At 73.4% G+C, this 24,360-nt stretch carries 24 protein-coding genes; 14 read left to right on the forward strand and 10 right to left on the reverse strand.

Annotation, left to right across the window (positions count from 1 at the left end; all coding sequences use genetic code 11):
* Positions 1 to 125: 125 nt before the first annotated feature.
* The 3 genes from ACFRQN_RS04895 to ACFRQN_RS04905 all read left to right on the forward strand — a co-directional run bounded on the left by ACFRQN_RS04895 (position 126) and on the right by ACFRQN_RS04905 (position 3,077).
* A complete protein-coding gene (locus ACFRQN_RS04895; protein ID WP_049649584.1) occupies positions 126 to 329 on the forward strand; it encodes an MbtH family NRPS accessory protein in 204 nt (67 codons plus the stop codon).
* A gap of 93 nt (positions 330 to 422) precedes the next feature.
* Complete coding sequence (locus ACFRQN_RS04900; RefSeq protein WP_375873067.1) at positions 423 to 935, forward strand: GNAT family N-acetyltransferase; 513 nt, start codon at positions 423 to 425, stop codon at positions 933 to 935.
* Between the two features lie 81 nt (positions 936 to 1,016).
* Positions 1,017 to 3,077 carry a DUF2264 domain-containing protein gene (locus tag ACFRQN_RS04905; RefSeq protein ID WP_380738288.1) on the forward strand — a complete coding sequence of 687 codons (2,061 nt, stop codon included), beginning with the start codon at positions 1,017 to 1,019 and terminating at the stop codon, positions 3,075 to 3,077.
* Positions 3,078 to 3,114: 37 nt separating this feature from the next.
* Here the strand turns inward: ACFRQN_RS04905 and pip are convergent, their stop codons facing one another.
* Both pip and ACFRQN_RS04915 read right to left on the reverse strand, forming a co-directional pair.
* The gene (pip, locus tag ACFRQN_RS04910) at positions 3,115 to 4,074 is read right to left on the reverse strand and encodes a prolyl aminopeptidase (protein WP_380738290.1); all 960 of its coding nucleotides are present in this window, start codon (positions 4,072 to 4,074) and stop codon (positions 3,115 to 3,117) included.
* Between the two features lie 89 nt (positions 4,075 to 4,163).
* Positions 4,164 to 4,607: a hypothetical protein gene (locus tag ACFRQN_RS04915; protein WP_380738292.1), complete on the reverse strand. Its 444-nt coding sequence runs from the start codon at positions 4,605 to 4,607 to the stop codon at positions 4,164 to 4,166.
* A gap of 474 nt (positions 4,608 to 5,081) precedes the next feature.
* On the opposite strand from ACFRQN_RS04915, the gene ACFRQN_RS04920 reads away from it, so the two are divergent.
* On the forward strand, positions 5,082 to 6,026 hold the full coding sequence (locus ACFRQN_RS04920) for a hypothetical protein (protein WP_380738294.1): 945 nt from the start codon (positions 5,082 to 5,084) through the stop codon (positions 6,024 to 6,026).
* Between the two features lie 320 nt (positions 6,027 to 6,346).
* Here ACFRQN_RS04920 and ACFRQN_RS04925 read toward each other — a convergent pair whose 3' ends face one another.
* The gene (locus ACFRQN_RS04925) at positions 6,347 to 7,537 is read right to left on the reverse strand and encodes an alpha/beta hydrolase family protein (protein ID WP_380738296.1); all 1,191 of its coding nucleotides are present in this window, start codon (positions 7,535 to 7,537) and stop codon (positions 6,347 to 6,349) included.
* Between the two features lie 167 nt (positions 7,538 to 7,704).
* On the opposite strand from ACFRQN_RS04925, the gene ACFRQN_RS04930 reads away from it, so the two are divergent.
* Both ACFRQN_RS04930 and ACFRQN_RS04935 read left to right on the forward strand, forming a co-directional pair.
* Positions 7,705 to 8,856, forward strand: coding sequence for a histidine kinase (locus ACFRQN_RS04930; RefSeq protein ID WP_380738298.1), 1,152 nt, complete (start codon positions 7,705 to 7,707; stop codon positions 8,854 to 8,856).
* Entirely contained in the window at positions 8,853 to 9,542 is a 690-nt protein-coding gene (locus tag ACFRQN_RS04935; protein WP_380738300.1) for a response regulator, read from the forward strand. The genes ACFRQN_RS04930 and ACFRQN_RS04935 overlap by 4 nt, the downstream gene beginning before the upstream one ends.
* A 122-nt stretch (positions 9,543 to 9,664) precedes the next feature.
* Here the strand turns inward: ACFRQN_RS04935 and ACFRQN_RS04940 are convergent, their stop codons facing one another.
* The gene (locus ACFRQN_RS04940; protein WP_380738302.1) at positions 9,665 to 11,416 is read right to left on the reverse strand and encodes a peroxidase family protein; all 1,752 of its coding nucleotides are present in this window, start codon (positions 11,414 to 11,416) and stop codon (positions 9,665 to 9,667) included.
* Between the two features lie 599 nt (positions 11,417 to 12,015).
* Between ACFRQN_RS04940 and ACFRQN_RS04945 the strand changes: the two genes are divergently transcribed.
* From ACFRQN_RS04945 to ACFRQN_RS04960, 4 genes are all read left to right on the forward strand, one after another.
* Positions 12,016 to 12,252: a hypothetical protein gene (locus tag ACFRQN_RS04945; RefSeq protein WP_143204547.1), complete on the forward strand. Its 237-nt coding sequence runs from the start codon at positions 12,016 to 12,018 to the stop codon at positions 12,250 to 12,252.
* A gap of 37 nt (positions 12,253 to 12,289) precedes the next feature.
* On the forward strand, positions 12,290 to 12,604 hold the full coding sequence (locus tag ACFRQN_RS04950) for a hypothetical protein (RefSeq protein WP_380738304.1): 315 nt from the start codon (positions 12,290 to 12,292) through the stop codon (positions 12,602 to 12,604).
* Positions 12,598 to 13,329: a hypothetical protein gene (locus tag ACFRQN_RS04955; protein WP_380738307.1), complete on the forward strand. Its 732-nt coding sequence runs from the start codon at positions 12,598 to 12,600 to the stop codon at positions 13,327 to 13,329. Before ACFRQN_RS04950 ends, ACFRQN_RS04955 begins: the two co-directional genes overlap by 7 nt.
* Before the next feature lie 269 nt (positions 13,330 to 13,598).
* The gene (locus tag ACFRQN_RS04960) at positions 13,599 to 13,895 is read left to right on the forward strand and encodes a hypothetical protein (RefSeq protein WP_074002741.1); all 297 of its coding nucleotides are present in this window, start codon (positions 13,599 to 13,601) and stop codon (positions 13,893 to 13,895) included.
* Positions 13,896 to 14,034: 139 nt separating this feature from the next.
* Here the strand turns inward: ACFRQN_RS04960 and ACFRQN_RS04965 are convergent, their stop codons facing one another.
* Complete coding sequence (locus ACFRQN_RS04965) at positions 14,035 to 14,184, reverse strand: hypothetical protein (protein ID WP_198959359.1); 150 nt, start codon at positions 14,182 to 14,184, stop codon at positions 14,035 to 14,037.
* A 106-nt stretch (positions 14,185 to 14,290) separates the two neighbouring features.
* On the opposite strand from ACFRQN_RS04965, the gene ACFRQN_RS04970 reads away from it, so the two are divergent.
* The gene (locus ACFRQN_RS04970) at positions 14,291 to 15,376 is read left to right on the forward strand and encodes a DUF5937 family protein (RefSeq protein ID WP_049649569.1); all 1,086 of its coding nucleotides are present in this window, start codon (positions 14,291 to 14,293) and stop codon (positions 15,374 to 15,376) included.
* An 18-nt stretch (positions 15,377 to 15,394) separates the two neighbouring features.
* Here ACFRQN_RS04970 and ACFRQN_RS04975 read toward each other — a convergent pair whose 3' ends face one another.
* The 5 genes from ACFRQN_RS04975 to ACFRQN_RS04995 are packed head-to-tail and all read right to left on the reverse strand — an operon-like array spanning position 15,395 to position 20,861.
* The gene (locus ACFRQN_RS04975) at positions 15,395 to 16,405 is read right to left on the reverse strand and encodes an ABC transporter ATP-binding protein (protein WP_380738309.1); all 1,011 of its coding nucleotides are present in this window, start codon (positions 16,403 to 16,405) and stop codon (positions 15,395 to 15,397) included.
* Complete coding sequence (locus ACFRQN_RS04980; protein WP_380738313.1) at positions 16,402 to 17,424, reverse strand: ABC transporter ATP-binding protein; 1,023 nt, start codon at positions 17,422 to 17,424, stop codon at positions 16,402 to 16,404. The genes ACFRQN_RS04975 and ACFRQN_RS04980 overlap by 4 nt, the downstream gene beginning before the upstream one ends.
* Complete coding sequence (locus tag ACFRQN_RS04985) at positions 17,421 to 18,353, reverse strand: ABC transporter permease (protein WP_380738316.1); 933 nt, start codon at positions 18,351 to 18,353, stop codon at positions 17,421 to 17,423. Before ACFRQN_RS04985 ends, ACFRQN_RS04980 begins: the two co-directional genes overlap by 4 nt.
* On the reverse strand, positions 18,340 to 19,308 hold the full coding sequence (locus ACFRQN_RS04990) for an ABC transporter permease (RefSeq protein WP_074002736.1): 969 nt from the start codon (positions 19,306 to 19,308) through the stop codon (positions 18,340 to 18,342). The genes ACFRQN_RS04985 and ACFRQN_RS04990 overlap by 14 nt, the downstream gene beginning before the upstream one ends.
* On the reverse strand, positions 19,305 to 20,861 hold the full coding sequence (locus ACFRQN_RS04995; protein ID WP_380738318.1) for an ABC transporter substrate-binding protein: 1,557 nt from the start codon (positions 20,859 to 20,861) through the stop codon (positions 19,305 to 19,307). Before ACFRQN_RS04995 ends, ACFRQN_RS04990 begins: the two co-directional genes overlap by 4 nt.
* A 247-nt stretch (positions 20,862 to 21,108) precedes the next feature.
* On the opposite strand from ACFRQN_RS04995, the gene ACFRQN_RS05000 reads away from it, so the two are divergent.
* From ACFRQN_RS05000 to ACFRQN_RS05010, 3 genes are all read left to right on the forward strand, one after another.
* Positions 21,109 to 21,708, forward strand: a complete 600-nt coding sequence (locus ACFRQN_RS05000) for a TetR family transcriptional regulator (RefSeq protein WP_380738320.1) — start codon at positions 21,109 to 21,111, stop codon at positions 21,706 to 21,708.
* Between the two features lie 108 nt (positions 21,709 to 21,816).
* Positions 21,817 to 22,572: a tyrosine-protein phosphatase gene (locus ACFRQN_RS05005; RefSeq protein WP_380738322.1), complete on the forward strand. Its 756-nt coding sequence runs from the start codon at positions 21,817 to 21,819 to the stop codon at positions 22,570 to 22,572.
* On the forward strand, positions 22,566 to 24,341 hold the full coding sequence (locus ACFRQN_RS05010; RefSeq protein WP_380738324.1) for a glycoside hydrolase family 3 protein: 1,776 nt from the start codon (positions 22,566 to 22,568) through the stop codon (positions 24,339 to 24,341). Before ACFRQN_RS05005 ends, ACFRQN_RS05010 begins: the two co-directional genes overlap by 7 nt.
* Positions 24,342 to 24,360: the final 19 nt, after the last annotated feature.

The raw sequence follows: 24,360 nt of genomic DNA on the forward strand, positions 1-24,360 counted from the left end.
CCCCGCCCACCCGTACCGACACCGCGCCCCCGTACCGACACCGCGCCCCCGTACCGACCCCGCCCACCCGTACCGACCCGTACCGACCCCGCCGAGACCGACCGACGATGACGAAGGAGCCCGACATGGACGAGAACACCCGCTACCAGGTGCTGCGCAACGACGAGGAGCAGTACTCCCTCTGGCCCGCCGACCTCGACGTCCCGGCCGGCTGGCAGCCCGTCGGCACCGAGGGCACCGAGGCCGAGTGCACCGCCTACGTCGACGAGGTGTGGACCGACATGCGCCCGAAGAGCCTGCGCGAGCGCATGGAGAACGCCCGAGCCTGACCGGCCGCGGGGACGGGGCCGCCGGCCGCGCCGACCGGCCCCGCCCCACGGCTGCCGCACCACCGAACCACCACGACCCAAGAGGAGAGCGGCATGACCCCTCAGCTGCGCACCGAGCACCTGGAGTTCATCCCCTACCGGCCCGAGGACGAGGACGCCTTCGTCTCCCTGCTCCGCAACGCGGACGTGTGCCGCTGGATGGGCCAGGACCTGGTGCCCGAGCCGGACATCCGCACGCTGTTCCGCGCGATCCTGACCGACGTCTACCCGCAGCACCTCTTCGACATCTGGGGCCTCTGGCTGGACGGCGCGTACGCCGGCCACGCCGAGGTCAAGCGCACCGGGAACGTCGACGGCCACGAGCTGGTCACCGCGCTGGCCCCGGAGTTCTGGGGCCGGGGCCTGGGCGCCGAGGTGGTCCGCGGCCTGATCCGCTACGCCGGCGACGAACTGGGGCTCAAGGAGGTCTACGGCATGGTCGGCGCGGAGAACACCCCGAGCCTGGCGATGTGCCGGCGGCTCGGCTTCCGCCACCTGCGCGACGTCGTCGGGGACGACGGCTCGGTGACCAAGCTGCTCGCCGTCTCCACCGCCGACCCGGCCTGAGCCGCCCGGGCCCGCGGCGCGCCCGGCCGTACGGTGAGGGTGCCGGAGCCGCCGGCACCGTCGCCACCAGGAGGCCGCCGTATGCGGGACCGACCGACCGCGGGGCTCGACCTGCCGCCCGAGGACCGGGCGGGCGCGCCGGTGACGGGCTGGACCCGGCGGCACTGGATCGCCGTCGCGGACCATCTGCTGGCGTCCCTGCGGCCCTACCGCAGCCCGCTCGGGGCGCGGATCTCGCCGCCGGGGCGCGGCAGCTGGTCGGGCGGCGACACCGACGGCCTGGAGGGCTTCGCGCGGACGGCGGTGCTGGCCGCCGTCCGGCTGGCGGCCGGGGACGAGCCGGCGCGCGGCCGCCTCGGAGAGCTGGCCGACCAGGTCACCGCCGGGCTGCTCGCCGGCACGGACCCCGGCGGGCCGGAGCGCTGGCCGGCCGTCACCGACTACTCCCAGCAGATCGTCGAGGCCGCGTCGCTCGCGGTGGCCCTGCACGAGTCCCGCCCGTGGATCTGGGAGCGGCTGACCCCCGGTCAGCGCGAGCAGGTGGCGGGCTGGCTCGGCGGGACGGTCGGCCGGGGCGTCCGGGAGAACAACCACGTGCTCTTCCAGGCGGTGGTCGGCGAGTTCCTCGCCTCCGTCGGCGCCGGGCACGACCGAGGCGAGATCGAGGACCGGCTGGACCGGATCGAGCCCTGGTACTCCGGCGACGGCTGGTACCTGGACGGGCCGGAGACCCGCCACGACTACCGCTCGGGCGGCCCGCGGGAGTTCGCCGTCGGCCCGGAAGCGGCCTACGACGCCGGCCGCCGCTTCGACCACTACAACGCCTGGGGGTTCCACCTCTACCCGCTGCTCTGGGCGCGGATCGCCGGGGAACGCGCCGGGGCCAGGGCGGTGCTGTACCGCGAACGGCTGCACCGCTTCCTCGCCCAGTACCGCTGGCTGTTCGGGCCGGACGGCGCGGTGCTCCACCAGGGTCGGTCGCTGAGCTACCGCTTCGCCTGCCTGGCCCCGTTCTGGCTCGGGGCGCTGGACGGCGCGACCCCGCTCACCCCGGGGCAGACCCGCCGCCTGGCCTCCGGCGTGCTGCGGCACTTCACCGAGCGGGGCGCGACCGACCCGCGCGGCCTGCTCCCGCTCGGCTGGTACGGGGAGCAGAGCGCGGCCGCCCAGGTCTACAGCTCGCCCGGCTCCCCGTACGCGGCGGCCATGGGGTTCCTGGGGCTGCTGCTCCCGGCCGGCCACCCGGTGTGGACGGCGCCCGAGGAGCCGCTCGCGGGGGAGCGCGCCGACCTGACGGCCGCGCTGCCCGTCCCCGGGTTCCTCGTCCACCGGACCGCCGCCGACGGGCTCGTCCGGGTGCTCAACCACGGCTCCTGCTACCTGACCGCCCCGCCGGCCGTCGAACGCGACGAGCCGCACTACGCCAGGCTCGCCTACTCGACCCGCACGGGGCCGGTGATCGGCCCGGAGGCGCCACGGATCGACAACCACCTGGCGCTGCTCCTGCCCGACGGCACCGCCACCCGCCGCGAGCGCATCCACCCGCTCGCCGTGACCGACCGGTACGCCGCCTCCTGGCACCGGCCGCTGCCCCCGGGCGGGCCCGTCCCCGGCGCGGCGCCGCCGCCCGTGGTGAGCGTCTCGGTGCCGGCCGGGCCCTGGGAGATCAGGGTGCACGGCCTGCGCCGGCCGCCCGGCTGGGGCCTGCGCGAGGGGGGTTACGCACTGGCGGCCGAGGCGGCGCCGGAGACGGTCCTGCGGGAGCTTCCGGGCGCGGCCGTCCGGACGGCACCCGGCGCGAACGGGCCGGGGCTGGTCAGCGCGGTGCTCGGGCTGCACGGCTGGACGGCGGCGGAGGTGCACCGCCGCGAGGGGGCGAACGCCTTCGGCCACCGCTGCGCCGTTCCCCTCCTCGTGCTACCGCCCGCTCCGGCACAGGGATGTGACGAGTCGTCAGGACGGATCGAGGTGGTGGTCGGCGCCGTGCTGCTGACCGGCGCGCCGGGGGCGCCCCCGGCACCGGAGGTGACGGTCCGGGTGGCGGGCACCGAGGTCCGACTGGCGTGGCCGGACGGGCGGGAGCTGCTGGTCCGCCCGGTCCTGCCGTGGCAGGCCCCGGTCGACCGCGGTCCGGCGACCTGAGTTCAGGGCCGGCGAGGTCGCCTCCGAGGCCTGGGGGTCAGCGGTTCTTGAACTCCTCGATGGCGCTCCGGGTCGCCTGCCCCATCGCCTCGCTGCCGGCGTGCCCGGAGTCCTCGATGATGTGGAGCCGTGCCCCCGGCCACGCCTTCGCGAGCTCCCAGGCCGTCTGCACCGGGCAGCCCATGTCGTGCCGGCCGTGGACGAGCACACCCGGGATCCCGGCCAACAGGTGGGCGTCGCGCAGCAGTTGGTCCTCCTCCAGCCAGGCGCCGTGGCTGAAGAAGTGGGCGCAGATCCGGACGAAGGCGATCCGTTCGTCCACCTCGCGGTCGCTGTACATGCCGGGCGAACCGTTGGGCTCGTTGGAGACGACCGCGTCCTCCCAGGCGAGCCAGTCGGCGGCGGCCTTCTCCCGGACGGCGCGGTCGGGGTTCTCCATCAGCCGCGCGTACGCCGCCAACAGGTCGCCGTCCCGCTCGTCTTCCGGGACGCCGTCGCGGAACCGGTCCCACGCCTCCGGGTGGAACCGCCCGGCACCCCGGTAGAGCCAGTCGATCTCGGCCCGCCGGGCCGTCGTCACGGCCGGGATGACGATCTCGGTGACCCGCCCTGGATGCCGCTGTGCGTAGGCCAGGACGAGGGTCGACCCCCAGGAGGCGCCGTTCAGAAACCACCGCTCCACGCCGAGGTGTTCGCGCAGCCGCTCCATGTCGTCGATCAGGTGCCGCGTCGTGTTCAGGCTCATGTCCGCCGCCGGGTCGCTGGCGTGCGGGGTGCTGCGGCCGCAGTTGCGCTGGTCGAAGCGGATCACCCGGTAGCGCTCCGGGTCCCAGGCCCGGGTCGGCCGCTGCGGTGCCCCCGCACCCGGGCCGCCGTGGACGTTCAGGGCGGGCTTGCCGTCCGGGTTGCCGAGCTGCTCGTAGTAGAGGCGGTTGCCGTCTCCGGTATCCAGGAACCCGGTGTCGTACGGCTCGGTCGGAGGATAGAGGTCAACCATGACCGCCGATCGTACGCGGAGGCCGCAACGGGTGGAAGGCGCCGCTGGCGCTCCGCCCCGGAGCCGGTTCGCACTCGACTGGCTTCGGGTCAGGTCCGCTTGCGGCTCGCGATCTCGTCGGCGAGCCGCTGTACGTGGGCGGGGTCCGCGTCCCGGGCGAGGGCGACGTAGTGGTCCATGACGGCCGGCCGGTAGCGCACGGGAAACGTCTGCCCCGGGGCGAGTCGGGTGATCTCGGTGATCGTGAGGTTCTCGTCCGCGATGCCGCGGAACGAGATGCCGTCGGCGGTCTCCACGTCGAGCATCAGGGCCACGCGTGGGCTGCCGCCGCTGCTGACCTCCCGCCAGTCGACGAGAACGCCGAGCGCGAGCGCCCCCGTGCGCAGCTCCGCATTGCGCTTCCGTGCGTCCCTGCTCAGGACCGGGTTCGGGGCGATGCCCGGGAAGTCCGGCCCGACGCCGAGCGCTTCCCGACTCAGGTCGGGCCTGAGCCGCGCCGCCATGTCGTTGAGCTTCTTCTCCGAACCGAACATCCTGTCCCCTCCCTCACGCCGGTGCCGGAATCCCGGCCCGGCGCTTCGCGTTGGCCGCGATTGTACGTCGCGGCCGTTCCCGGCCTCCGGCGCATCACCCCGCCCCGACGGGGTCACCGTGGACGCGACACATCAACATGCGAGCTCACCAGTCTCGACCCCCGAGGACCGGAGGCCTCAGCAGGGGCCGCATCGGCTCGCGGCCCTCGGCGAGGGGGCGCTGTCTGGTGACGGTGACCGGCATTCATCCGAACAGGTGGTTTGAATGTGCCGTGATCTAGTGGGCGGGGTTCCGCACCGCACACTCGACGAGCCCCCCGGCTTGGGAGGGCGTCGTTTTCAGCGGCACGTGAAGGGGCTCGAATGATGCACGGGATCCGCCTCGCCCTCGCAGGGGTGCTGGCAGCCGGCGCGGTGTTAGCGGCAGGGCCGTCCGCCGGGGCGGTGGACGGGCCCGCCCCGGCAGTGAAGATCGTGGCCTCCGCCTGGTCGCAGGACGGGTGGATCGCCAAGGCCACCTGTCCCAGCGGCTACGGCCTGGTCGGCGGCGGGCAGGACGCCAACCTCTACGCCAACGCGACCTTCAAGACGGTCGTCGACAGCGTCGAGGCCAACGGGCCCGCCCCCGACAGCGTCAACACCTGGATGGTCCAGGCCAGCAGGGGCCAGGCCCGCGCCTTCGCCGTGTGTGCCCAGGGCGCGCCCGTGCCCACCGTCGTCGCCTCCGACTGGTCCCAGGCCGGATGGATCGCCAAGGCCACCTGCCCGGCGGGCCAGCGTCTGATCGGCGGCGGCCGGGACACCCGGCTGGAGACACTGATCAACGGGGACGTCAACGACGACATCGAACTCAACGCCCCCGACGCGACCGTCTCCGACACCTGGTCCGCGCAGGCCAAGAAGGGCCAGGCACGCGCGATGGCGCTGTGTGCCGCCGGAGCCCCCGCGCTGACCATCGTCGCCTCCGACTGGTCCCAGGCCGGGTGGATCGCCAAGGCCACCTGCCCCAGTGGCTACGGGCTGGTCGGCGGCGGCCAGGACGCCCGCATCGGAACCAACTTCACCGGCGCGCTCAGCGACGGCGTCGAGGCCAACGGGCCCGCCCCCGACAGCGCCAACACCTGGATGGTCCAGGCCAAGAGCGGCCAGACCCGCGCCTACGCCATGTGCGCCCAGGGCGCGCCCGTTCCCACCGTCGTCGCCTCCGACTGGTCCCAGAAGGGCCAGGTGGCCCGCGCCACTTGCCCCCAGGGCACACAGATCGCAGGCGGCGGACGGGACAGCCGTCTGGGCCTCGACGGTTTCGGCGCCATCGACGACGAGATCGAGCTGGACGCCCCCGACCCGCAGAACGCCAACTCCTGGACGACCCGCTCCCACATCGGCCAGAGTCGCGCCCTGGTCATGTGCAGGGCCTGACCAAGCCCACCCTCCGCCCCTCTGTGACACCACTCCGTCAACAGGAGCGGCGCCGCAGAGGGGCGTTCCGGTGCGGAGGCGTAGCCACATCTCCGCCTCCGCGCTCAGCCGCCGCCTCGCCGCCCACCACATCCCCGTGAGGCCGGGTCGCACCACTGCGCTGGTCCAGCTCGCCCAGGACCTGCCCCCGACCGTCCTCGCCCCGACGCCGAAGCCGCCGGGAAGGCGTCCTTCCGGCACAAGGACTGACCCCGGCCCGCCTCTCCGCCCCGCGGGATTCCCCGGGTCGTGATCCCCGTGCGAGGCCGGCGCCAAAGCGTTCACCGGGCGTAGTCGACCTCGGGGAAGTCGGGGGAAGGGCCGTCGAGCAGCCGCCCCTGGTCGCGGAGGTGGAGGTCGAAGAAGGCTCGCGGGTAGGCGCGTTGGAACGCCTGCGCCCGGTGCCCGGGAATCGTCCCGACGTCTTCCTCCAGATCGGACGCCGACCTGCCCAGGAGAGGGGCGATCAGCGGCAGGATCAGCACGTCGTCGCCGAACGACTGGTGCGCGGCTCCCCGTACGGTCAGGTGCAGGCGCCAGCCGCGCAGGTGCGACCAGAACGCGCGCAGGGCGGGGTTGTTCTCCATGCCGCCCTTGCCGGGGGTGTCCACGACCAGGAACGGACGGTCGAGCCCGGCGTCCACCACCGGGCCCGCCGCGCCCCCGTCCAGGCTCATGCCCGCCGTGATCCGCCCGTCGGTGAGCATCGTCGCGGCGGTGGTGGCGCCGCCCAGGGAGTGGCCGAGCATCCCGACGCGCCGCGGGTCGAGCGCCCCGCGCAGGCCGGTGGGCAGCGGGGTGCGGCAGACGCCGGGGTGGCCACCCGCGCGGAGGACGGCGAGCCGGTCCAGGACGAAGCGGATGTCGTCGGTACGGACCGCGAGGGCCTTGGCGTAGTCGCTGATCCCGCCCGTCGGGTTCGTCTCGACGCGTCCGCCGGGGAAGGCGACCGCCGCCGCGTCGTAGGTGTGGTCGACGGTGACCACCACGAAGCCGTGGCTGGCGAGGTCCTCCACGACGCCGGTGCCGAACGACCGTGACGCGTCGGCGCCGGGGGAGTAGAGCACGACGGGCAGGGGGCCGGGTGGGCCGCCGACGGGAGCGCCCTCGTGGCCGTGGGTGGCTCCCAGCCGTACCCGGCCGGGAGGCAGGCCGAGGATGCCCAGGTACCGGTCGGCCGCCGCCGGAGGCATCCAGGGAACGGTGGGGCGGTCCGCGCGGCCGCGGGCGGGGTACCAGACGCTGATCATCAGCTCACGGCAGGGGCGGGAGGGCACCCAGGGGTCCGGCCGCGTGGTGTCGGCCAGGTGCAGCGCGACCGTGCCCAGCGGGTACGGGCCGTTCGGGGCGGGCAGCTGGAACCGCACGGGTTCCTCCTGCCCCGGTCGCGCGACGGCCGCCGGCGCGAGCGGACCCGGGATCAGGGCGGCGGCCAGTGCGGCGCCCGAGGACAGCAGTGTTCTCCGGTTCATGCGTTCCACTGTTCCGGCCGACGAGCCGGGCGGCTTCGCCCCCGGGGAGGAACCCGGTGTCAGCCCAGGAGGGTACGACGGGCATCGGTCGTGCGGATGACTCAGCCCGTGAGATGACGTCCTCCGGGCTGACGGGCCCTGGGCCCCGCTTGGATAGCGTGGCCGGCATGGGTGACGGTGAGTCACGGCCGCTGGTGGCCGGACGTCTGCGGGACGGACAGTGGCAGGGCGTGGACACGGTCGCGGCCGTGCTCCTCGCCCTGGCGTTCGGCGTGAGCGAGACGCTGAGCGGTGGCTGGGGCGCGGGGGTCGTGGCGGCGGTGGTCTGGCTGCCGGTCGCGGTACGGCGCAGGTGGCCCGTCCGGGTTCTGTACACGGTCCTGGCCGGAGCGGTCCTCGCCGTGGTGTCCACCGGATGGGAGGCGTCCTGGGTCCCGGTCGGGACCGCCCTGTACACGGTGGCGGCGCGGGAACCGCGGCGCCCGTCCGCGACGGCGCTCGGCTGCTCGCTGGGCGCCGTCGCGGCGGCCATGGCCCTCGGGCCGCGACCGGTCCCGGCCTCCGAGGTCGCGGGGGGCGTCGTCTTCGCGTCCCTGATGATGGCCCTGCCCTGGCTGGTGGGCACCGCGCTGAGGGAACAGCGCTCGTACGCGGCACTCGCCGCCCGGCAGGCCGTGACGGACGAGCGCCTGCGGATCGCCCGCGAGCTCCACGACGTGGTGGCCCACCATCTGACCGTCATCACGGTCCGGGCCGAGGTGGCCCGCGCGGTGGCCTCCACCAACCCGGAGGAGACCGAGCGGACCCTCGCCCTGGTCGGGACGGCGGGCCGGACGGCGCTCACCGAGATGCGCCGCATGCTCAGCGTGCTGCGCTCACCCGGTGACGGAGCCGAGCTCGGGGCCGCCCCCGGTCTGGCGGACCTGCCCGCGCTCGCGGCCGGCGCGGGCCCGCGCGTGGAGCTGTCCGTCGACCCGGATCCACCGCTCCCCCCGGGGGTGGAACTGGCGGTCTACCGGATCGTCCAGGAGGCCCTCACCAACGTCGTCAGGCACGCGGGGTCGGCGGACTGCCGGGTGAGCCTGTCCCGGGTGGATCCCGAGGCGGTCGAGATCGAGGTCGTCAACGACGCGCCGGCCCGGCTCCCGTCTCAGCTCCCGTCCCGGTTCCCGTTCCGGCGTCTCGGCGGCGGGCACGGACTCGTCGGGATGCGGGAGCGGGCGGCCATGTGCGGCGGGACCTTCTCCGCCGGCCCCCTGGAGACGGGCGGGTTCCGGGTGCACGCGCGGCTGCCCTGCGGATCGGAGGCGGCACGGTGAACCCGCCGGTCCGGGTTCTCATCGCCGACGACCAGGCGCTGTTGCGGACGGGCTTCCGCCTGCTCATCGAGAGCGTGCCGGACCTCGCCGTCGCGGGCGAGGCCGCCGACGGGGAGCAGGCCGTCGAACTCGCCCTGCGGCTGCGGCCCGACGTCGTGCTGATGGACATCCGGATGCCCGGTATGGACGGTCTGGAGGCCACCCGGCGCATCTGCGCGGACCCGGACGCCGTCGGCACCCGCGTGCTGGTCCTCACCACCTTCGACCTGGACGAGTACGTGTACGCGGCACTCCGCGGCGGAGCCAGCGGATTCCTCCTGAAGGACATCCTCCCCGCCGACCTGCTGGCGGCCCTGCGGGTGGTCGCCGCCGGCGACGCCCTGCTCGCGCCCGCCGTCACCCGCCGTCTGATCCGCGAGTTCGCCGGACGCCACGAGCCGCGCCCGCGGCTCGCCCGGGAGCTGGCGGGCCTGACCCCACGGGAACGGGAAGTCCTCCGACTGGTGGCCCGGGGACTGCCCAACCGCGGGATCGCCGACCATCTGGGGCTGAGCATCGCGACCGTCAAGACCCACGTCCGGCGGCTGCTGGCCAAGCTCGACGCCCACGACCGGGCCCAGCTGGTCGTCATCGCCTATGAGACGGGCGTGGTCACCGCGGGCGGGAACCCCCCGTCCACGGGCTGACGCCTCACCCGCCGGGACGGTGGACCTGATCTTCATCAAGAGCTCCGACCCGTTCCTCGCAGCCGACCACGAGCACCGTCGACGTGAGGACCTTCCCGGCGGCCGGGCCCGGGGGCCTGTCGTCACACGAGTCCGGCGATGCGCACGAGGTCCGCCATGTAGAACGTGCCGGGGTCCTTGCCGAACGTCGGCTTCCACGGGTTCGCCGAGTTCCTGCTGTTGTGGCTGAGGTACGAGCCCGGGTCGGCCTTGATCAGTGCGGCGATCACCTCGCCGACGATGGCGCTGCCCAGGGTGCCGAGTTTGAGGCTGCCCACGTCCGACTTCTCCTCGAGCGCGCCCTCGCCCAGGACGTAGTACCAGGGCGGTACGTGGTCGAAGTCCTGCAGCCCGAAGTCCTTCGGCGTGTAAGGATCGTGGCCTGAGCTGTACTTCGCGTACACCTCCTTGGCGAGGTCCTCCCCGGAGGGCAGCCCCTTGGTGCCGTCCTTGCGGACGAAGGAGTTCGCGCGGCGCAGGTTCCGAATGGCGATGGAGAGCAGCGGCGAGTAGAGCTGGCCCTGGTACGGGTTTCCGTCCGGGAGCCCTTCCTTCTCCGTGGAGTCCTCCAGCCACGTCAGGGGGCTGTCGATGGGCGGCGGCATCTGGAGGAAGGCGTGGATGATCTTCCTGTCGAACCTCTTCGCGTACTGGGGTTGCTGCGTGGCCCCCGGGATCACGAAGAACTGGTGCCAGTCGATGACCTGTTCGGTGCGCAGCGGTGAGAACGGTCTGCGGAAGTTGAAGAGGTGGCCGGTCGTGGTGTTGTTGAGGCGGTACTCCTCGACCGGCAGCGAGTGCAGCCGGTAGGCGGCGGTGGTGAATTCGAGGGGCAGTGCGACCGGCTTGTCCTGCGGGGGGTTGAAGAGGAGGAAGGGGGCTTCCTTGTTCTCGGCCACCGCCTTGACCTTCGCGTACACCGAGTCCTTCACGATCCTGGGAAGCCAGTCGTTGAGGATCATCCACTGGTAGTGCCAGACGACCTGTTGCTTGGCCGTGTCGAAGAGGGCGACGTCCGGGACCGAGCCCTTCAGCATGTCGACCACGGCGTTGTGGAACAGCATGAAGGCGTGGTGGATCTGGATCGAGATGATGGTGTTGTCGTTGCGCGGGTCGGCGATGACCGGGACGCCCTGGGGGTTGCGGGGCACGTCGTAGTCGCGGTTCGGGTCGATCCAGAACTTTCCGACGTCGAGGTTGTCGTAGAACGCGAACGACTGGGTCTTGGGACCGAGTCCGTAGACGTGGGAGAGGTCGACCCTGGCGCTGCGGAAGTTCGTCGTGTCCCCGATGGTGTTGCTGTCGAAGGTCACGTCGGCCTGGAAGGTGATGTTGTGGTCGAGGAACTGGCCGAGGTAGGTGTAGCCCGCCGGGATGCCGGCCTCGGCCGGGGCCGTCGACGGCTTCGGCGGCTTCGCCAGGTACTTGTCGTCGATCTTCTCGCCGAGTTCGGCGCACTGCCGCTTGTCGAACGGGAGCGGGGGGTTGAGGTCCATCTGGCCGCCGGGCGCGCCGAGTTCCTCGATCAGATCGTCGCCGGGCACGTACCCGTCCAGCGCGGGGAACAGCCACGTGTAGGTGCCGGTCTCCACCACCGTGTCCCGGAACGCGACCGGGGTGTGCGGCTCCGCGGGGCGGGTGCCGTCGCCCAGGTCCAGGCGTAGCGGACAGCCGTGGCCGGTGAAGGTGGGGTCGGCGACCCGGAGGCCGTCCGGATTCAGCGCTGCTTGTCCGTCGTGGCCCAGGAGTTGGTCGAGGAGCCGGGCGCGGGCCTCCTCCCGTCGGGTGGCGACGTCGTCGGCGGGCGCGTCGGCCGTCGTGGTGTCCGTGGTCATCGGAGGACTCTTCCTTCCGTCGTCCGGGTGACGGCGCCGGGGGCGCTCTCACCCGGGGGCTTCACGGCCGACTCGGTCACGGCCGCTCCGCACGCATGCCCGCACTCCGCCGTGCGGGTAACCCCGGCCGCCGAACACCACCGCAAAGGCCCGGTGCCTTGACCCGGGCAGCCCGCCCGGGGTGGTGGGCGGTCACCTGTCGGCCCACGATCGGACCGGACACGGCACTTCGGTCCGGAGTTCCTCGGGGCGTGAGCCCGCGGGCCGGTCGCTCCGGGTAGTCGTGCCGCACCGGGTTGCGATCGTGGACGGGATGGTGTGCGCTGGGAAGTGTGCGAACCGTTGGCCGGCCGGGCCGGACCCTCGCTCCGGGCCCCGGCGGCGCCGAAAGCGGGACGAGGGCGAAGGAGGCGACGGACACCTCGAACGGGGGCAAGCCGGCCGTGACGGACTGACCGGCCGGCGGTCAGGATCCGCAGGGCGAGTCCGGAGATCAGATCATGGGAATAGAATTCACGGTCGTCGATGCCGTCCCATATGAGCACGGCCGCAGCACGGAGCCATTGATATGGCATGGTACTGCCACCTTCAGTCACCCCGTGAAGAATGCCGAAGCCGCTATCCAGGCGTTCTCCCTTGAATTCCTGAGGGGGCCCTACAATCCCGGTGAAGCCCCCTACGGCAAGGAGCACGTCGATTGCTCCGTGGGGAAGCTGACCGGTAATACCGCCGCGGTCCAGGTGACATTCCTGCTGCGTCCGCGGGACGCTGGCCCCGACTACAACTTCCAGGCCTCGGCGCGGATCCTGGTCATCGCCGAGACGGGTGGGATGTAGCGGGAAACGGGAAGGGAAGACAGTGGCCGGAGTGAGTGTGGCGCCGATCATCCAGGTCGAGCAGTGCCATTTCGAGTTTCCGCGGTCCGGCGACGCATCCGTCAGGACCCTGACGCAGCAGTTCTCGTTCGAGCAGTGCGTCAACAGGGCGGTCGCCTTCGTGTCCGGCTACTCCGGGCACTACACCGATGCCCAGTTCCAGAATATCGGAAGGATCCATGTGAAGGCGGAGGCCAGCCTGGAGGACGCCCAGAAGGGTGGGGTCCTGGTGACGTGTGAATGGGCATTCGATCCCCAGGTCAACGGCTATCCGTCGGCCGGGGAGGTCTGGGTGACCGTGCTGGGATGGTGAGCGGTGTGGAGACCGGAGGCGGCGGCGGCCGGCTGGACGTGACGGCCGAGGACGTCCCGGCCGACCCGGGTTCCGTGGTCACCGCCGCGTTCCGGGTGGTCGACGCGCGGGAGGGGGTCGCGGGAGCGGACCTCGTCCTCACCGCCGATCCGGGGCTGACGTTCGAGGAGGACGTCGTGGGGTTCAGCCGGAACGGAGGCCGGCCGGGGACCTTCCGGGGCGAGCGGTCGCCGGGGAATTCCACCCTGAGGTGCGCGGGCGCCCACCTCGACGTCTACGACAGCGGGGACCGGATCGACCTCGATGTCGCCGTCCGCGTCGGCAGCGGGCTCTCCTCCGGCGATCCCAAGGTTCGGCTGGCCATCACGAGCCCGCCGGACTGCCCACCGGAGACCTACGGGTCCGGAGACGTGACCGTTCACGTCAAGCGCCTCGTTCCCCGCATCGACAGGGTCGACCCCCCTGATGTGGAGGAATGGGGGCCGGTCACTTTCGAGGGCAGCAATCTCGGCCTGGTGCGCTGGGCGGTATTCGCGGACGAAGACGGCAGGACGGTCATCACGGATGCCAAGGGCGGCGATGTCGGCTACCTGGCGACGTCGAGGCGCCCGCCGGGGCTGGCCAACGGGCGCGGAAAGGTCTGGCTCTCCACCGCCGATACGCAGAACGAGATCGCGCCGGGCAACACGAGCAACAGTCTGGACATCGTCTTCGAGAATCCGTAGCGGCATCGCGTGTCCCGCCGGAGCGGGTTTCTCCCGGGCCGTGCGCAAGGGGGAGTGCTGTGCCCACGTCCCGGCAGGGTCATTTTATCAATGATTCGTCAGCGAATCATCTTGGTGGTGATGTTGTTGATGCATCTCCGTGAAACCGTGTTTCCCGACCGAACGGGGTTGCCCGACCGTCGTTGGGCTTTTAGATTGGATTCAGGTCTTGCTCCACCGGGGCTAATTCCGACCGACGGCACACGTGAGAGAAGAGGAGGCGAGACAGGATGGGCATGCACATTACCACCGTTTACCCGACCCAGGTCGAGGCGGGCGGACCGGTTCATCTGGAGGGCAGTGACCTCGGCCTGGTGCGCTGGGCAGTGTTCACGGACGAAGACAGCAAGCACAGCCTGACCGTGCCCGCGAATGGGGTGGACGTCGGCAGGGCGGCAGACTCGGTATGCCCCGACGGTCTGAATACGAGTGAGGGGACGATCGCCCTCTCGGACGCCAAGACGAAGGACAAGGTCAATTCTTCGAACACCAGCAATTCGGTGCCCCTCGGCTTCGTCGGGCGGTGACACCGCGCGCCTGCGTACGAAAAGCGCAGGAGCGACACGAATCCGCCCGCCATCCTGTGATGACGGGCGGATTCGACCTCGGACCCGTGTCCAAGGCATCGGCAAGCCGAGGTGCTCGTAGAACCGCGCGTACGCCTCGCTAGGCCCGCCGGAGTCCGAGGGCCGCGCGGATGCGGCCGACGACCGCCCGCAGGACGGCGAGGTCGTGGGTGCCGGGCAGGGGCGGGGCTGGTTCGCCGCGCTGGGTGGCCCGGTGGCTGTCGAGGAGGTGCTGCTGCAGTGCGTTCATGCCCTCACCCTGCGCCCGGCGCGCCCCTCCCGTCCCGCCGATTGACGGTACTGGTCAAACGACGGGACGGCGCCGCCGCCCGATCCGGCACCATGGTGGGGTGAGCGTGACCATTGACATCACCGGACTGCCGCACGAGCGGATCATCTTCTGCCCCTCGCCGCTGGCCGAACTCGGCAACGCCCTGCACGCGCTGGCCGAGCCCGCTCACCACCCACGCCTGCACGCCTGGACGACGGCGACCTCCGCCACTCTCGAACCGGAGCTCGCCGACCGGCTCGTCGAGGCCGACTTCATGTGGCGCTCGACCCGCTCCGACTTCCTGATGCCGCCCCGGCCCCGGGAGACGCTCGCCGAGGAACTGGACGACCTCGACCAGCTGGACGACGAGACCTTCGTCGGCTCGGCCCTGGAGATCTCCTGCAACAGCAGCCGCTACTCGCAGGGCATGCCCTCGCCGCTGACCGACGGCCGGTCGCGGCGCCGCGCGCTCGACCTCGCCGCCGCGCGCGGCCCGCGCCAGGCGGCCTTCGTCGAACGGACGCTCGCCGACCCCACCGGCACCCGCGCCTGGATCCGGCGCCTCCTGGAGGACTGCGACCGGGCGTTCTTCGCCGACGCCTGGCGCCGCGTCCAGGTCCAGCTCGCCGCCGACGCCCGGCACAAGACCGACCTGCTGCGCCGCAAGGGCCTGGCGGAGGCGCTCGCGGCGACCTCCTCCGTACTGAGCCTGGAGGAGGACGGGCACGGCACCCGCATCGTCGTCGACAAACTGGTGCACGGCCGCACCGAGGCCGGCAGCACGGGCGTCACCCTGCTGCCGACCGTCTTCGGCTGGCCGCACTTCTTCGCCCTGTACGCGCCGGGCTGGCAGCCCGTGATCCAGTACCCGGCCGCCGCCCACGAGGTCGGCGGCGCCGAGTCGGTGGAGACGGTGAAGCTGCGCCTGGAGGCGCTGACCCACCCGATGCGGATGAACCTGTGCCGCCACCTCGCGCGCGGGGCGTACTCGACGAGCGAGCTGGCCGACTCACAGGACATCACCGCACCGGAGGTCTCCCGCCACCTCGCCGTCCTGCGCAAGGCCGGGCTGCTCACCACCCGCCGCCGGGGCCGCTACGTCCTCCACCAGCTCGACCTGTCGGTCGTGGCCCGGATCGGCAGCGACTTCCTGGAGTCCGTCCTGCGCTAGCTGTACTGACCACGGAGGTCAGGCCCGGGCGGCGCCGACCAGCGGGCGGTGGCAGGCCACCGTGCGGCCGGGTGCCACTTCCCGGTGGCGGGGCTCCTCGGTGGCGCAGCGGGAGTCGGCCAGGGGGCAGCGGGTGCGGAAGCGGCAGCCGCTGGGCGGGGCGAGCGGGGAGGGCGGGTCGGCGGGGAGCAGGCCGGTGTCGCGCAGCGGGCGGCCGGGTTCGGGGACGGCGGCGAGCAGGGCGGCGGTGTAGGGGTGGGCCGGGGCGGCGAGGACGGCCTCGGTGGGGCCGCGCTCGCAGACGCGGCCGAGCTGGAGCACGGCCACCTCGTCGCTCACGGCCCGGACCACGCCGAGGTCGTGGGAGATGAACAGGCCGGCCAGTCCGCGCTCCTCGGTGAGCCCGCGCAGCAGGTTGAGCACGGTGGCCTGGGCCGAGACGTCGAGCGCGGAGACCGCCTCGTCGGCGATCAGGACGCGCGGCCCGGCGGCCAACGCCCGGGCGATGGCGACCCGTTGGGCCTGTCCGCCGGAGAGCTGGTGGGGCCGGCGGTCGCCGAACAGGGCGGGCGGCAGGCCGACGGCCTCCAGCTGCCGGGTGACGGTCTCCTCGCGGTCGCGGTCGCGGGCCGGATCGGGGTGGGCGTCGAGGGGCTCGGCGACGAGGTCGCGGACCCGGCGGCGCGGGTTGAGGGAGGAGAGCGGGTCCTGGAAGACCATCTGGAGGCGGGGCCGGACGGCCCGCAGGGCGCGCGGGGAGAGCGCGGCGAGGTCGGTGCCGTCGAGGGTGACGGTGCCGGTGGTGGGCGGGGGCAGCCGCAGCAGGGCCTTGGCGATGCTGCTCTTGCCGGAGCCGGACTCGCCGACCAGGGCGAGGGTGCGGCGCGGGTACAGGGCCAGGTCGACGCCGCTGACGGCGTGCAGCGGGCCGGAGCGGGTGCGGTGGACGACGCTCAGGCCGGTGGCCTCCAGGACGGGCTGTCCCGGTGTGGCGGCGTCGGGGCCCACGGCTTCGGGGGAGGTGGTCATGCCGCGGGCTCCAGTTCGTCGGGCGAGGGTATGTCGGCTTCGGTGAGCGGGAAGTGGCAGTCGGCGGTGTGGCCGTCCGCCGAGGCGTGGGTGGGCGGCGCGGTCGTGGTGCAGAGCTCCGTCGCCCGTTCGCAGCGCGGGGCGAAGGGGCAGCCGGGGGTGGGCCGGGTGAGGTCGGGCGGCGAGCCGGGGATGGCGGGCAGGGTGCGGCGCAGCGGCCCGGTGACCCGGGGGACGGAGCGCAGCAGGGCCGCGGTGTAGGGGTGCCGAGGGGTGCGGGTGACGGCCTCGGTGGGGCCGGTCTCGACGATCCGGCCGCCGTACATGACGGCGATGCGCCGGGCCCGCCCGTACAGCAGGCCGATGTCGTGGGTGATCAGCAGGGTGGCCAGGCCCCGTTCGACCCGGTGCTGGTCGAGCAGGTCGAGGACGGTGCGCTGGACGGTGACGTCGAGGGCGGTGGTGGGTTCGTCGGCGAGCAGCAGCGCGGGTTCGCCGGCCAGGGCGGCGGCGATGCCGACGCGCTGGCGAAGGCCGCCGGAGAGCTCGTGCGGGTGGGCGCGGGCCCGCCGGGCGGGGTCGGGGACGTCGACGGCGGCGAGCAGTTCGGCGGCGGTGCGCAGCCGTTCGCGCCGGGAGAGGCGGCGCCGGTTGGTGATCGACTCGGTGACCTGGTCGGCGATCCGGACCACCGGGTTGAGCGAGGTCATCGGGTCCTGGTGGACCATGGCGATGCCGGTGCCGAGCAGTTCGGCGCGGCGGGCGGGGGTGGCGGCGAGCAGGTCCTCGCCGTTCAGCCGGATCTCGCCGGTGGCGACGGCCCGGGTGGTGCGGGACTCGACGCCGAGGACGGTGCGGGCGAGCACGGACTTGCCGGAGCCGGACTCGCCGACCACGCCGAGGCACTCGCCGGCCGCGATGCTCAGGCCGACGCCGTGCAGGACGTGCAGGGCGCGGCCGTCGGGGGTGTGCAGGACGGTGTCCAGCGAGCGGACGTCGAGGACGGGGGCGGAGGTCATCCGCGCACTCCCTTCGTGGTGGGGCGCTTCGGGGCGGTGGGCTTCGGGGTAGTGGGCTTCGTGGCGGTGGGCTTCGCGGCGGCGGGAGCGCCCGAACGCAGCTGCTCCCCGAGGTAGTTGAGGGCGAGGACGGTCAGGCAGAGCACCGCCGCGGGCGCCAGCGAGATCCACGGCGCGCTGCCGAGCGCGGTGCGGCCCTCGGCGATGATGCCGCCCCAGGAGGGCTCCGGCGGGCGCAGCCCGAAGCCGAGGAAGCTGAGCGAGCCCTCGGCGACGATGGCGACAGTGGTGGCGGTGAAGGCGAAGGTGAGGGCGACCGGCACGACGTGCGGGACGATCTCGCGGCGCAGGATCCGCAGCGGGGCGGTGCCGATCATGCGGGCGGCCTGGACGAAGCCGCGCTCGCCGAGCGAGAGCACGACGGCGCGCACCACCCGGGTGAAGTGCGGGACGGTGAACAGCCCGATCAGGGTGCCGATCACGGTGAGGCTCGGGCCGCGCAGCGAGACCGTGATCATCACCAGGATCAGGCTGGGCACGGACATCAGCAGGTCGGTCGCGAAGCCGATCGCCTTGTCGACCGGGCCGCGGAACCAGCCGGCGGCGAGGCCGAGCGCGCCGCCGCCGAGCAGGCCGACCAGGATGGTCAGGGCGGCGACGGTGAACGAGGCGCGGGCGCCGGCGACGGTGCGTTGCAGGACGTCCCGTCCGGCGGCGTCGGTGCCCAGCCAGTGGCCGGGGCCGGGGGCGGCGGAGGGGTGGGCGAAGTCGCCGTGCAGCGGGTCGAAGCCGGGCAGCAGGGGAAGCAGCAGGGCGGCGAGGGCGACCAGGGCCAGCCAGGCCGCGGCGGCGAGCACACCGGCCGGGGGCCGTCGCCGGGCGGTGCGGGCCTGGAGAACGGTGACGACGGTGGGCTCAACGGTGCTCATGGGCGATCCTCGGGTCGATCGTGCGGTACAGCAGGTCGACCGCGAAGGTGGCCGCGACCACGCCGAGGGCGCTGACCACCACCACGGCCTGGACGACCGGGAAGTCCCGGCCGGCGATGGCGGCGGAGGCCAGGCTGCCGACGCCGGGCACCGCGAACAGCGACTCGACCAGCACCGACCCGCCGAGCGAGGTCCCGATGCCGATCCCGATCAGCGTCACCAGCGGCAGGCTGGACGGCCGCAGGGCGCGGCGCAGCAGCAGCCGGGTGGTGCCCATGCCGCGGCTGCGGGCGGCGGCGATGTACGGCTGGTCGAGGGTGTCGAGCAGTTGTCCGCGCAGGGTGCGGGTGAACACGGCGGCCTCGGTGAGGCCGAGGGTGAGCGCGGGCAGCACCAGGTGGCGGAGGTTCTCGGCCGGGTCCTCGGTAAACGGGGTCCAGCCGGTGGCGGGCAGGACGCGCAGCTGAACGGCGGCGATCCAGATCAGCAGCAGGCCGAGGGCGAAGCCGGGGACGGCGAGCCAGCCGAAGGTGCCGGCGGTGGCGATCCTGTCGAAGGTGCCGCCGGGACGCCAGGCGGAGAGCAGGGCGACGGGCACGGCCAGGCAGAGCGCCACCAGCTGGGCGGCGAGGAAGAGTTCGAGGGTGACGGGGATGCGGTCGGCGAGTTCGGTGGTGACGGCGGCTCCGGTGGACAGCGAGTGGCCGAGGTCGCCGTGCAGGGCGTCGCCGATCCACTGCCAGGTGGCGGCGAACAGGTTGCGGTCCAGGCCGAGCCCGGCCTCGTAGGCGGAGATCTGCTCGGGGGTGGCGGTGGGTCCGAGGGCGGCGACGGCGGGCGAGCCGGGCATCAGGTGGGGCAGGGCGAGGGCGGCGACGGTGACCAGCAGCAGGACGGCCGCGGCGCGGCCGACCCGTCCGCCGTACCGCAGGGCGGTCCGGGTGCCGGGGGTCATCGCTTCACCCACAGGGTGGCGGGGGAGACGTTGAGGACGGTGCGCTTGGAGAGGTCGGGCAGGCCGCCGACCTTGGCGGTGGAGAGGAAGCCGACGGTGTTCTCGGTGAGGAAGGCCATCGGCGCCTCGTCGACGACCCGCCGGGCGGCCTGGCCGTAGGCGGCCGAGCGCTTGGCGGGGTCGGTCGAGGCACGGCCCTCGGCGATCGCCTTGGCGGCCTCCGGGTCGGTCCAACCCATGAAGTTGTACGGCGAGTTCGGCAGGTAGAGGCTGCCGAGCGCGGTGTCGGTGTCGCCGAACATGCTGGTGATGAAGTCCAGCACCTGGAACTTGCGCTGGAGCATCGCGGTGCCCAGGCTCGCGTTGTCCATCGGCTTGATGGTCATCCTGATCCCGGCCTCGCCGAGCATCTGCTGGAGCACGGTGGCGCGCTGCTGGGCCTCGGGGCGGCTGTCGACGAGGTAGTCGAAGGCGAGGTCGGGGTGGCCGGCCTCGGCGAGCAGGGCGCGGGCCCTGGCCGTGTCGTGGGCCGGGTACGCGCCGGCGGTGCGGTACGGGGAGCGGGAGCCGATCGGGCCGTCGGAGACGGTGCCCTGGCCGAGGAAGACGACCTTCTCCAGGGCCTCGCGGTCGATGGCGTACTGCACGGCCCGGCGGACCCGGACGTCGTCGAAGGGCGCGGCCTTGGTGTTGAAGACGACGGTGCTGGTGGAGCCGGGCCCGGTGGCGGTGCGCAGCCCGTCGGCGGCGGCCTGCTTGAGCTGGCCGGGCGTCTCGGTCCAGATCAGGTCGGTGTCGCCGGAGCGCAGCGACTGGTAGCGGCTGTCGGCGTCGGACAGCACCCGGTAGACGAGCTTGTCGGCGTGGCCCTTGGTGCCCCAGTAGGCGGGGTTGCGGGCGAGGGTGACGGAGACTCCGGGCTGCACGCTCTCCACGGTGTACGGGCCGGAGCCGACGGCGGGGGAGTCGCCGGACGGCGCCTCGGAGACGTACCCGAGGGAGCGGGTGAACAGGTTGGGGAAGGCGGCGTCGGGGGCCTTGAGGGTGAAGGCGACGGTGGTGGGGCCGGTGACGGCGGTGGTGGCGATGGCGGCCGCGTCGAGGGCGCAGGCGCACTTGCTCTCCGGCTTGGCGAGCCGGGCGACGTGGTCGGCGACGGCCTGGGCGTCCAGCGGCTTGCCGTCGCTGAAGGTCACGCCCTCGCGCAGGTCGAGGGTCCAGACCGTGGCGTCCGCGTCGGGGGTGAAGGACTTGGCGAGGTACGGCTGGACGGTGCCGTTGTCGCCGTTGACCATCAGCGGGTCGTACAGGGCGTTGGCGAGGACCATCATCGGCATCTGGATCAGGGTTCCGTCGGCCGGGTCGAGCTTGGCGAACGGCCGGTCCAGGCCGATCTTGAGCGTGCCGCCGTCCACGGCCGGCCCGTCGGCCGCCGCGCCGGTGTTCCCGGCGGCGCCGCCGGTGCCGGACAGCGCGTCGTCGGAGGCGGAGCAGGCGGTGAGGGTGAGGGCGGCGGCGAGGGCCGCCGATGCCAGGAGGTAGTGCCGCTTCATGGTTCCTCGGTTCGGGGGAGTGGGGGCGGCCAGGGGGAGTGCGGCCGCCGACGCGACACACCATTCCGGAAGTGGCAGGACTGCCAAAAGGCAGTTGTGCAAATTCCGGATGACGAAACCCGGAAGAGTCGGCGCTCGCCTTGAACGGGCCCGGCCGGACGTGGTTCCGTACTCATGGCGGCCCCCTCGACGGCCCCACCCACCGACACGACCGACACTCAACTCACCGAACGGGAGCGGAAGAACGATGCAGGGGACGGACACCGCGGCGGAGCAGGGCATGCGCGACCGGAAGAAGGCGCGCACCCGCGACAGCATCCGCAGCGCGGCGCTCGACCTCTTCGAGGAGCAGGGCTACGAGCGCACCACCGTGGACCGGATCTGCCGCCGCGCCGACGTCGCCCACCGCACCTTCTTCCGCTACTACCCGGCCAAGGAGGCGCTGCTGTTCGGCTGGGACTTCGGCCAGGTCGTCCTCGACGCCTTCGCCGCCGCCCCCGCCGAACTCCCGCTCTGGGCCGCGCTCGACCACGCGCTGACCGTCACCGGCGGACGGCTGGAGGAGCCCGTCGAGCACACCGAGCGGCGCCGCCGGCTGCGCCGGGGCCTGCTCGACGTGCACTCCGTGCACAACTACGCCCTGGTCGTCATCGACGCCTTCACCGAACGCACCGTCACCATCGCCGCCGAGCGGCTCGACGTCGACCCGGCCACCGACCTGCGTCCGACCGCGCTCGGCGCGATGTTCGGCGGCATGGTGCGGCGCCACGTCCTGATCGGTTCGGAGAGCGGCACCCTGACCGACTGGGTCAGGGCCTACCGGGACGTGCTCGCCACCGCGGGCTGACCCGACCCCGTACCCCGTCCTTCCCAGGCGCGCCGCAGGCCGCCCGGACGGCACCGCACGCCCTCTTCCCCTTTTGCACACCCCCCGCACGACCCGAAAGGCCTCCGCATGTCCCTGGTCAACTTCCGCGACCCCGCAGCGCTCGCCGACCCCGCGAGCCGCTGGATCCGTCCCGGCGCCCTGTTCCGCTCCGCCCAGCCCTTCCCCGCCGCCGACGCGGCCGTCGTCGCCCAGCTGGGCGAGCACGGCATCACCACCGTCGTCGACCTCCGGGGCGAGGCCGAGACCGGCCCCGAGGACTGGGCCGCCGCCGAGGCCGCCGGCATCGCCGTCGTCGCCGCCCGGATCGAGCCGACCAACGACGAACTCGCGCGGGCCATGCGGACCATGACCACCGCCGAGGACCTCGGCGTCTTCTACCTGCTGATGGCCGAGTCCGCGCCGCGGGCCCTCGCCGCCGCCGTGGAGGCCACCGTCCGCCCCGGCGGGGTGCTGGTGCACTGCGCCGCCGGCAAGGACCGCACCGGGCTGCTCACCGCGCTGCTGCTGGAGCTGCTCGGGGTGCCGGCCGAGGAGATCGTCGCCGACTACGCCCGCACCAACGAGGCGATCCAGCGGATCTGGGCCGGGCTCGCCGAGCGCAACCGTGCCGCCCTCAACGAGGTCGAGGCCGGCCGGCTGGTCGTCCCCGCCCCGCTGCTGGAGGCCCCCGCCGGGGCGATGAGCGCCTTCCTCGACCTGGTCCGGGCCAGGCACGGCGGCGCCGCCGGCTTCCTGGCCGCCTGCGGGGTCACCGCCGAGACGATCGAGGCCTTCCGCGCCAAGGCCGCCGCGTCGAACACCGCCGAGGTGACGGCATGCTGACCGTCCTGCGCCACACCGACGGCACGCCCTTCCGCGACCTCAACCACAACGGCACCATGGAGCCCTACGAGGACCCGCGGCTGCCCGTCGAGAAGCGGGTCGAGGACCTGCTGGCCCGGATGACCCCGGAGGAGAAGGCCGCGCAGATGCTGCACGGCCGGATGCTCCCCGGCGACCAGGGCCCGTTCCCCTCCGGCGCCCGCCTGATCACCGAACGCGGCCTCACCCACTTCGCCATGATGGCCGTCCCCGACCCGCGCGCGATGGCCGCCTGGAACAACCACGTCCAGGACCTCGCCGCGGCCGCCCGGCTGGGCATCCCCGTCACCCTCTCCTCCGACCCCCGGCACGGCTTCACCGCCAACCCGGCCACCGCCCACACCGGCGGCGGCTTCAGCACCGGCCCCGAGCCGATCGGCCTCGCCGCCACCGACGACCCCGACCTGGTGCGCCGCTACGCCGACCTGATCCGCCGCGAGCTGTGCGCCGTCGGCATCCGGGTCGCCATCCACCCGATGGCCGACCTCGCCACCGAGCCCCGCTGGGCCCGGATCAGCGGCACCTTCGGGGAGGACCCGGAGCGCGCCTCGCGGATGATCACCGCCTACATCGAGGGCCTCCAGGGCGGGCCGATCGGCCCGGACAGCGTCGCCTGCATGACCAAGCACTTCCCCGGCGGCGGCCCGCAGGCCGGCGGCGAGGACTCGCACTTCGCCGCCGGACGCCGACTGGTCTACCCCGGCGGCGAGTTCGAGACCCACCTGCGGCCCTTCGAGGCGGCCTTCGCCGCGGGCACCGCGCAGATCATGCCCGCCTACGCGATCCCCTCCGGCAGCGGCCTCGCCGAGGTCGGCGCCAACTTCAACCGGGACGTCATCACCGGCCTGCTGCGCGGTCGTTACGGCTTCGACGGCGTGGTCTGCACCGACTTCAACGCCATCACCGGCATGGACGTCCCCGGCGTGGTCACCCTGCCCCCGCGGCACTGGGGCGTCGAGGAGCTGTCCGTCGCCGAGCAGGTCGCGCTCACCCTGGACGCGGGCGCCGACCAGCTCGGCGGCGAGACGGACCCGGAGCTGATCCTGGCGGCCCTCCGCTCCGGCGCGGTCACCGAGGCCCGGATGGACGAGTCCGTCCGCCGCATCCTGCGCGACAAGTTCCGCCTCGGCCTCTTCGACGACCCGTACGTCGATCCGGACGCCGCCGCCGAACTGGTCGGCGCCCCGGAGGGCCGGGCGCTCGGCCGCGAGGTCCAGCGCCGTTCCGTGGTCCACCTGGCCGGCGAGCCGCGCAGCGCCACCCGGCTGTACGTCGAGGGCGTCGACCCGGCCGTCGCCGCCCGGTACGGCACCGTCGTCGATGACCCGGCGCTGGCCGACCTGGCCGTCGTCCGCCTCGCCACCCCGTACGAGCGGCGTGAGGGCCTGCTGGAGCGGCACTTCCACAGCGGCTCGCTGGAGTTCGAGCCGGCCGAGGCCGACCGGCTCGCCGCGCTGGCCGCCGTCGTCCCCACGGTCTTCGCGGCCCAGCTGGAGCGGCCCGCGGTGCTGACCCCGCTCGCCCCGCACGCGGCCCTGCTGATCGGGGAGTTCGGCGCCGCCGACGAGGTCGTCCTGGACGCCGCGCTCGGCCGCGCCCCGATGACCGCGACCCTGCCGTTCGACCTGCCCGCCTCGGACGCCGCCGTCGCCGCGGCCCGCGAGGACGTCCCCTTCGACACCCGCGCCCCGCTCTTCCGCCACGGCCACCGCGCCGGCGCCGGGAGCTGAGCCGGGCCCGCCGCGGGGC

It is taken from the genome of Kitasatospora sp. NPDC056800 (assembly GCF_042789775.1).
Taxonomy (GTDB): Bacteria; Actinomycetota; Actinomycetes; order Streptomycetales; family Streptomycetaceae; genus Kitasatospora.